At 75.2% G+C, this 7,074-nt stretch carries 5 protein-coding genes and 1 pseudogene; 2 read left to right on the top strand and 4 right to left on the bottom strand.

Going from position 1 to position 7,074, the window contains the following annotated elements; translation table 11 throughout:
* Positions 1-206: 206 nt before the first annotated feature.
* Positions 207-1,083 (top strand): annotated as a pseudogene (locus K7I03_RS00610) (IS5 family transposase).
* A gap of 252 nt (positions 1,084-1,335) precedes the next feature.
* On the opposite strand, the gene K7I03_RS00605 reads toward K7I03_RS00610, so the two are convergent.
* The 4 genes from K7I03_RS00605 to lanL all read right to left on the bottom strand — a co-directional run bounded on the left by K7I03_RS00605 (position 1,336) and on the right by lanL (position 5,895).
* A complete protein-coding gene (locus K7I03_RS00605) occupies positions 1,336-2,427 on the bottom strand; it encodes a lanthionine synthetase LanC family protein (protein ID WP_185946076.1) in 1,092 nt (363 codons plus the stop codon).
* 318 nt (positions 2,428-2,745) lie between these two features.
* Entirely contained in the window at positions 2,746-2,877 is a 132-nt protein-coding gene (locus K7I03_RS33700) for a hypothetical protein (RefSeq protein WP_260630472.1), read from the bottom strand.
* A 37-nt stretch (positions 2,878-2,914) separates the two neighbouring features.
* Positions 2,915-3,070: a hypothetical protein gene (locus K7I03_RS00600; protein ID WP_185946077.1), complete on the bottom strand. Its 156-nt coding sequence runs from the start codon at positions 3,068-3,070 to the stop codon at positions 2,915-2,917.
* Between the two features lie 44 nt (positions 3,071-3,114).
* A complete protein-coding gene (lanL, locus tag K7I03_RS00595; protein ID WP_185946078.1) occupies positions 3,115-5,895 on the bottom strand; it encodes a class IV lanthionine synthetase LanL in 2,781 nt (926 codons plus the stop codon).
* Positions 5,896-6,190: 295 nt separating this feature from the next.
* Between lanL and K7I03_RS00590 the strand changes: the two genes are divergently transcribed.
* Positions 6,191-7,072 carry a chitosanase gene (locus tag K7I03_RS00590; protein WP_185946079.1) on the top strand — a complete coding sequence of 294 codons (882 nt, stop codon included), beginning with the start codon at positions 6,191-6,193 and terminating at the stop codon, positions 7,070-7,072.
* Positions 7,073-7,074 lie beyond the last annotated feature (2 nt).

Below are 7,074 nucleotides of genomic sequence, written 5' to 3'. Positions count from 1 at the left end.
CGGCAACAGCGTGCCCGGCGGGCGTGCCGTTGACGGCCGCCGGGCGGATCGCTGTTCAATGGTGCGCACCCGGTCGAACCCGCGCCGCAGACACCAGGCCGTGGCCCGCTGCCGGAGGACTAGTAGTGCTTCGTTACGTAGGTCGGTGAGCGTCTGGTTCCAGGGATCGATTGGAATGTTGATCTTGATCGTGGAACGATCTTGGTGTGACGCGTGGGGATCTGACAGAAGAACAGTGGGAGCGTCTGGAGCCGCTGTTGCCACCGGTGCCCACGATGGGGCGGCCGCCGAGGGACCGGCGGCAGGTCTTCGACGGGATCTGGTGGCGGGCCAGGACAGGCTCGCCCTGGCGGGACGTCCCCGAGCGGTACGGGCCGTGGGAGGCCACGTATTCGGTCTTCCGGCGCTGGCAGATCGACGGCACCTGGGCCCGCGTCCTCGAAGAACTCCAGGTCAACGCCGACGCGGACGGCGTGATCGAGTGGGAGGTGTCCATCGACTCGACCGTGTGCCGGGCCCGCCGGCACGCTGCCGGGGCGAGGAAAAGGAGGCCACGATCCAGGCCGGAAGGGCCCGGATTACCTGGCGACCGAGCCGGACGACCACGCGCTCGGCCGCTCGCGCGGCGGCCTGACCACCAAGCTCCACCTGGCCGCCGACGCCTCCGGGCACGTCCTGGCCGTCATGGTCACCGGCGGCAGCGCGGGGACGCACCACAGTTCACCCGCCTCATGGAACGGATCCGCGTCGCCCGGACCGGCGGCGGACGCCCCCCGTACCCGGCCGGCACGCGTGAACGCCGACCGCGCGTACTCGTCCCGCGCGATCCGCGCCTGTCTGCGCCGCCGGCAGATCCCGCACACGTTCCCGGAGAAGCGCGACCAGGTCGGCCACCGGCTCCGCCGGGGCTCGGCGGGCGGCCGCCCGCCCGGCTTCGACCGCGAGGCCTACAAGCGCAGGCACTAGGTCGAATGCCGCATCGGGCTCCTCAAGCAGGCTCGGGGCGTGGCCATCAGGTACGACAAGCTCGCCATCCGCTACGAAGCGACCGTCCAACTCACGTTGCTACGGCAGTCGCTGTGACCACACCTCAAACACTGCGGGCGGCGAGTGGGCGCCCGTCCCGATCCGTGACCCTGATGGTGTCGACCAGCGCAGGGCCGAGCTCGGGCTGAACACCGTCGCCGAGCGGGCCCGGGAGATCGCAGAAGCCCACCCGCGGAAGCCGTAAGGAGGGCCGCGCCGGGTCGCACCATCAGGCCACAACGGAAACGGGCGGCACTATCGGACGGAGGGCATGTCGCCGCTCCTTTCCGGCCGTTCGCCCGGACCGCGTCACGCCAGGAGGAGCGCCCGGTCCCACCCCGGCTCGACGTCCGTCGCCGCGCCCAGGAGCGCGAGCGTCACCCCCGCGGCACCGTCGAGGAAGCCGGGACCGCCGCCGGAGGGCAGCGGGCCGGCCGCGAGGCGGGCGGCGGCGCCGGCGAGTTCGGGGTCGCCCGTGTCACGGGCGAAGCGGGCGGTGACGTGGAGGAGTCCCGCCATACCGTGGCAGAGGCCGGGATCGCCGTCGACGCGCCGCCGCGCGGGCGGCCGCCGGAGGGCGGCCTTCAGCGCCCGCACCGCGAGACCGCGCGGCCCGTCGTCGCCCAGCGCCGTCCCCGCCAGCCACAGGGCGCGGGCGATCCCCGGACCGCCCCGGCACCACGAGGCACGCAGCGGACGGCCGGTGGCCGGCCCGGCCCAGTCCGGGCCCCAGGCGTCGTCGGCGCGCCCGGCGACGAGCGCCGCGGCCAGCCGGGCGGCCGCCTCGCGCTGCCCCGGAACGGCGACGTCCGCCGCGAGCTCCAGCGCCAGCGCCAGGAGGGCGAGCGGACCGGCGATCCCGTGCGCCATCCCGGGGTCGGGCCGGTCGGGGAAACGGGTCCGCGACAGGGCGGCGAGCACCGTCCGCAGCGCTTCCGCCGCCGCCGGATCGTCCCGGCGGCACAGCAGGTACGCGCCCGCGCCCGTCAGGCCCGCGACCACGTCGACGGCCCGGGGCGCGTACGGGCCGTCGGCGGCCCGCCGGGCCCACGCGCCCGCCGCGTCGACGACCTGACGGTGCGCCGCCGGTGCGTCATGGGACAGCGACCAGGCGGCGAACGCCAGTCCGGCCGCCCCGCCGAAGAGGCCCGGCGAAGCGCCGCACCGCGCGTAACCCCGCAGCGCGGCGGCCAGATAGCCCTCGGCGAGGGCACCGTACCCGCGCCCGGGCAGGGCGCGGTCGAGCCAGCGGTACGCGAGGGCCAGGCCGGCGCCGCCGTCGGCCAGATCGGGCCGGACGCGGTGGGGCACGCGGTGCGGCCGCGCGGCGGCGGCGAGCCGGTCGAGGACGGCGGCGCGGTCGCGGGCGGGCAGGAGGGGAGACCATGCCGCGTCGGTCAAAGTGGGGTTTCCGTCCGGGGTGCGGTATGTGCGGTACGTGCGGTTCCTGCGGTACGTGTGGGGTGCCTGCGGGGCGGGGGCGGCGAGGGCGTCGATCCGGGGCGCGGCACAAGCGGTCGGGACCGACGGCGGAGGCGAGCCTGTCGAGAACGTCGGCGGAGCGTCCACCCCGCGTCCGTGACCAGGATCTTCGCGCGGGACGCGGCGGCGTGCGGAGCGAGGCCGTCGAAGGCGGCGGCACGGGTGCCCCCGGCGGCTGCCGGGGTTCCGCGCGGCGGGCCGGACGACGCGGCCGGCCGCGCGGAACCGATGGCCGGCCTACGGCGGACAGCGCGGCGGGTCCGTGCACTGGCCACTCGTGTGGTCCGTGTCGCAGCACATGACCGGTTCCAGCGCCTGCTCATCCGTCTCGGGCAGTTCCTGGAGCTCCAGAACGGCGTCCTCCATCATCCTCACCTCCCTTCACACGGGCCGGTTCCCAGCATCCTCAAAAAGACGGGCAGCGCGGGGGATCCGTGATGTCCCAGCTCGTCTCGGCCGTGTCGCAGCACATCCACGGCTCCCGCACCGGGCCCTCCGCCTCGGGCAGTTCCTGCAGCGCGAGGACGTTCTCGTCCATGGCCGCCACCCTCCTCTCCGGCACGGCGTCACTCCTGGCAGCGGGGTGTGTCCGTGCAGCAGTCGGTGTCACAGCGGCTGGTCGTCAGGCTCACCTGGCAGTGCAGGGCCGGCTCCAGCCGCCGGTCGTCCGTCTCCGGCAGCTCCTGCAACCGGAGGACCAGTTCCTCCACGTCCGTCACCTCCTCGGCGTCCGTCCGGCCCGTCCACCATCCAGGGGCGCCCGCCCCCGTACACCAGCCGCAGCAGCAGGTCCAGGGCGCCGGCCAGGCCGACTTGGTAGCTCACGCAGAACTCGCGCAGCGTGTCGTCGGGGACGAGCAGCCGCCCGTCCCGCAGCGCCGCCCGCGCGGACAGGCAGAAGGCGGCCTCGGCGGCCCGGACGCGGTGGGCGGCGTCGCCGGTCAGGTCGGCGACGTCCAGCAGGAACTGGGCGTTCCCGGCCACGCCGTGGCACGCGCCGGTGCCGACCCGCCAGCGGTCCGCGTACACCGCGCGGGCCGCCCGCTCCGCGTACTCCCGGAACAGCGGCTCACCGGTCGCCCGCCACAGGCGGACCAGCGTCGTGCCGATGCCGGAGGCACCGTTGCACCAGAAGTCGAGGCCCATCCGCTCCGTACGGCCCGGCCCCTTGGGCCACAGGGCGATGTCGCCCCGGTCCTCCGCCACCGCGCACAGGGCGTACCCGCCGCCGGCCGCGATGTCGACGAGTTCCGGCCGGCCGAGGTCGCGGCCCGCCGCGAGCAGGAACGCGGCGTGGCCGGCGACCCCGTGGGCGAATCCGTACAGGGCGGAGCCCGCGAGCTCCCGGCGGTGTTCCGGGCCGAGCGGCCAGTCCACCCCGCCGTCGGCCGCGGCGGTACGGCGGAGCACGCCGTCCGCGCACCGCCCCGCCCGCTCGGCGAAGCGCGGGTCGCCGGTGGCGTGCCACAGGTGCAACTGGGCGAGCCCGGCGCCGGCGAGGCCGTGGCAGACGTCCGGGTTGTCCCACTCCAGCGGGACGCGCAGGGCGAACGTGCAGGCGCGCGCGGCGAGTTCGGGGTCGTCGAGGGTCAGCGCCGCGTCGTGCAGCGCCCAGGCCGTGCCGGAGCGGCCGAAGTAGAGCCCGGGCAGGACGCGGCCGGGGAGCGCGAGCCGGCCGGCGATCCAGTCGGCCGCCGTGCGCAGCAGCGGTACGAGCCCGGGCGCCCGGCCGCTGCGGACGGCCCGGTCGAGGACGGCCAGGACGCCCGCCGCGCCCTGCTGGACGTTGCACGGGTCGCCCTCCGGCAGTGAGCGGGGGCGGGGCCAGAGGTGCTCCTCATGAGGCGTCACCGTCGCGGCGATGTGGGCCAGTCCGTCGTCCAGCAGCCGGTCGAGCGCCGCGCCCTCCAGGACGGGACCGGAGGTCTCCGGCGCCTCCTCGGCCGCCTCCGCGTCGAGGAACGCGGCGGCCCACTCCGGCGTCCGGCGGGCGGCCGCCTCGGCGGTGAGGCCGAGGACGAGCGGGGCGAGGGCGCGCAGGGCGGGGCGGTCCGCGGCCGCCGCCCGGGTCATCACGGCGAGCCGTTCGCCGACGGGCCGTTCGGGCGCGGTGTCCGGTGCGAGCAGCGGGTTGATGCCGGTGACGGCGTGCAGGAGGGTGGTGCCCAGGCCGAAGCCGTCCACCTCCGGGCCGGGCACGGGTACGGTCCCGGTCAGGGAGAGGTACTCGGGGGCGGTGAAGCCCTGGGTGCCCGCGACGTGGGCCGTGCCTCCGGCGCGGACCGCGCACTCCAGGTCGACGAGGACGGGCGTGCCGTCGGGCCGGACCACGACGTTGGTCGGTTTGAGGTCGCGGAGGACGAAACCGGCGGCATGCGCGGCGCGGACCAGGCGGGTGAGGTCGCGGGCGAGGCGCCAGGCCGTCCCGGCCGGCAGCCGGCCTCCGTTCCGCGACGCCTCGTCCGCCGCCCACCGGTGCAGGTTCTCGCCGTCGATCAGGTCCTCGGCCAGGAACACATGGCCGCCGGCCGTGAAGACGCCCCGGGGCGCGGGGGTGATGCCGAGCGGCGCCAGCCGGGCCAGCACCTCGGCCTCGTAGCGCAGCCAGTCGCGGGCGTCCGTGCCGCCGGGCCGGGCGCCGACGTGGGCGCGGGCCTCCTTCAGCAGGACGTCCTCGCCGGTCCGCCGGTCGAGGGCGCGGTAGACGCCGCCGCGGTTGGAGTGGCGGACCGCCTCGCGGACGAGGTAGCGGCCGGCGAGAAGCACCGGGTCGCCGCGCCCGCGGGAGCCGGCCGGCCGGACGGGCGGGTCGAACGGCGGCCGGGCCCAAGGGGGCGGCGAGAACCACGCGTTGCGTTCGTCCGGGACCAGGCTGCCGTCCGGGGCCCGCAGCCGCCCCCGGTAGAAGCCCTCGTCGTCGAGTTCGCGCGGCGGCGCGAAGCAGCCGAACCGGTAGTGCACCAGGCTGTCGGGCCGGTACCGCCGGTCGGACAGGATCGCCGGCCCGGCCAGCCCCAGCGTGGCCCGGTGCAGCTCCTCGGCGAGCGCGCGCGACTGCCCGTCGTCCGCCGGGTAGGCGGTGAGGAACTTCCCGGAGTGCTCGCGCGGCGCCCGGACGGAGGTGAGGTCGGCGGTGATCCGCGGCGACACCGCGAACTTGAACGCGCACCCGTGCGCCACCAGGACGCCCGCCGCCGCCTCCAGGACGCGGGGGGCGGACTCGACGGTCGCCGGCAGGTGCAGCTTCCAGCCCTGCCGCCGCGACCGGTGGCCCACCGGCCGCACCATGCACCACGTCTCACCGTCCCGCAGCGTCCACCGGGACCGCCCGGTCCCGAGGACCCGCAGGACGACCGCCTGATAGCTCGCCTGGAGGCTCACCGTCACAGGGCGAGCGTGGCACGGCCGCCCGTCGCGGTCGAGAGCTTTGCCGGAACGGTCTTGCGGGGAGGCGCCGGCCCGTTTCCGCGGCGCCTGGGGACGACGTGTCACCCGTCTGCGAGCGGCGAGTTGGCCGAAAACAGTCGAACGATGGTGTTTCCACGCGCTTTACGCGCACTTAAGCGGATCGGCCCTTGTGGCGGAAGTGACGAAAGCGCTTCAATGCGTCCTGATCGGCCGGGAACGCCGTGCAGCGGTTCCCCGGCCGTCCCCTGACGCCTTATCAGGAACGGAGTTCCGTATGCCGCGGCCGCCGCAGCGCACGACGACGAAGAAGAAGCTCCCCCGTACCGCCCTCGCCGGCGTGACCCTGGCCCTGCCCGCCCTCGTCCTCGGCGGCACGTCGGTCGCCGCGTCCGCGGCCCCCGCCTCCGCCCCCGCGTCGGCCCTCCGCATACCGGCGGCCACCGCGGCCGGGCTGGAGGACCCGCACAAGAAGGACATCGCCATGCGGCTCGTCTGCAGCGCGGAGAACTCCTCGCTGGAGTGGCGCCGGTACTTCGACTACATCGAGCCCTACGACGACGGCCGCGGCTACACCGGCGGCATCATCGGCTTCACCTCGGGCACCGGCGACATGCTGAAACTGGTCGAGGAGTACACCAAGAAGAAGCCCGGCAACCCGCTCGCGCCCTTCCTGCCCGCGCTGCGCAAGGCCAACGGGTCCGACACCCACGCCGGCCTCGGCAAGCCCTTCGAGGAGGCGTGGCACAAGGCCGCCCGGGACAAGGCGTTCCAGGACGCGCAGGAGGACCTGCGCGACCGCATGTACTTCGACCCGGCCGTCAGGCAGGCGAAGGAGGACGGGCTGCGCACCCTCGGCCAGTTCGTCTACTACGACGCGATGGTGATGCACGGCCCCGGTGACGGCAAGGACAGCTTCGGCGGCATCCGCAAGGCCGCGCTCAAGAAGGCCAAACCGCCGGCGCGCGGCGGGGACGAGAAGGCGTACCTCGACGCGTTCCTCGACGCCCGCAAGAAGGTGATGAAGGCCGAGAAGGCGCACAGCGACACCAGCCGGATCGACATGGCCCAGCGCGTCTTCCTGAACGACGGCAACTTCGACCTGGAGCCGCCGCTCAAGTGGAAGGTGTACGGCGACGCGTACCGCATCGACGAGTAGCG

The organism is Streptomyces mobaraensis, assembly GCF_020099395.1.
Lineage (GTDB): Bacteria > Actinomycetota > Actinomycetes > Streptomycetales > Streptomycetaceae > Streptomyces.
This window is presented reverse-complemented; position numbering and strand designations above follow the sequence as displayed.